Origin of the sequence: Halomonas sp. ALS9 (genome assembly GCF_001651035.1) — a bacterium.
In the GTDB taxonomy this organism is placed as follows: Bacteria; Pseudomonadota; Gammaproteobacteria; order Pseudomonadales; family Halomonadaceae; genus Vreelandella.
The window spans coordinates 1-219 of record NZ_LXRG01000023.1 but is presented as its reverse complement, the minus strand read 5'-3'; the positions used below and the strand labels follow the sequence as shown (position 1 = coordinate 219).

1 protein-coding gene is annotated in these 219 nt (G+C 55.7%); it reads right to left on the bottom strand.

Annotation, left to right across the window (positions count from 1 at the left end):
• Positions 1-152: DUF2231 domain-containing protein (locus A6R74_RS23280; RefSeq protein ID WP_306460299.1), on the bottom strand; the 152-nt coding region annotated here is incomplete at its 3' end.
• Between the last annotated feature and the right edge of the window lie 67 nt (positions 153-219).

Below are 219 nucleotides of genomic sequence, written 5' to 3'. Positions count from 1 at the left end.
AACCAGAAGGGATGCCCACTCAGCAGGTAACCGATCTCGCTTGCCACCAGCGCCATCAGGGCTGCGACGGGAAAGTGAATCATCACGGGATGAAGCGGGTGGCCGGCGAGAGAGGCGCGGCTTTTAATCGAGCGCTGACGAGGTTTTGCCATGGTCACTTCCTGTGGGCAGAAACAGCAATTCAAAGGGTAAGGCACACTATTCAACTCTTAACCCTAC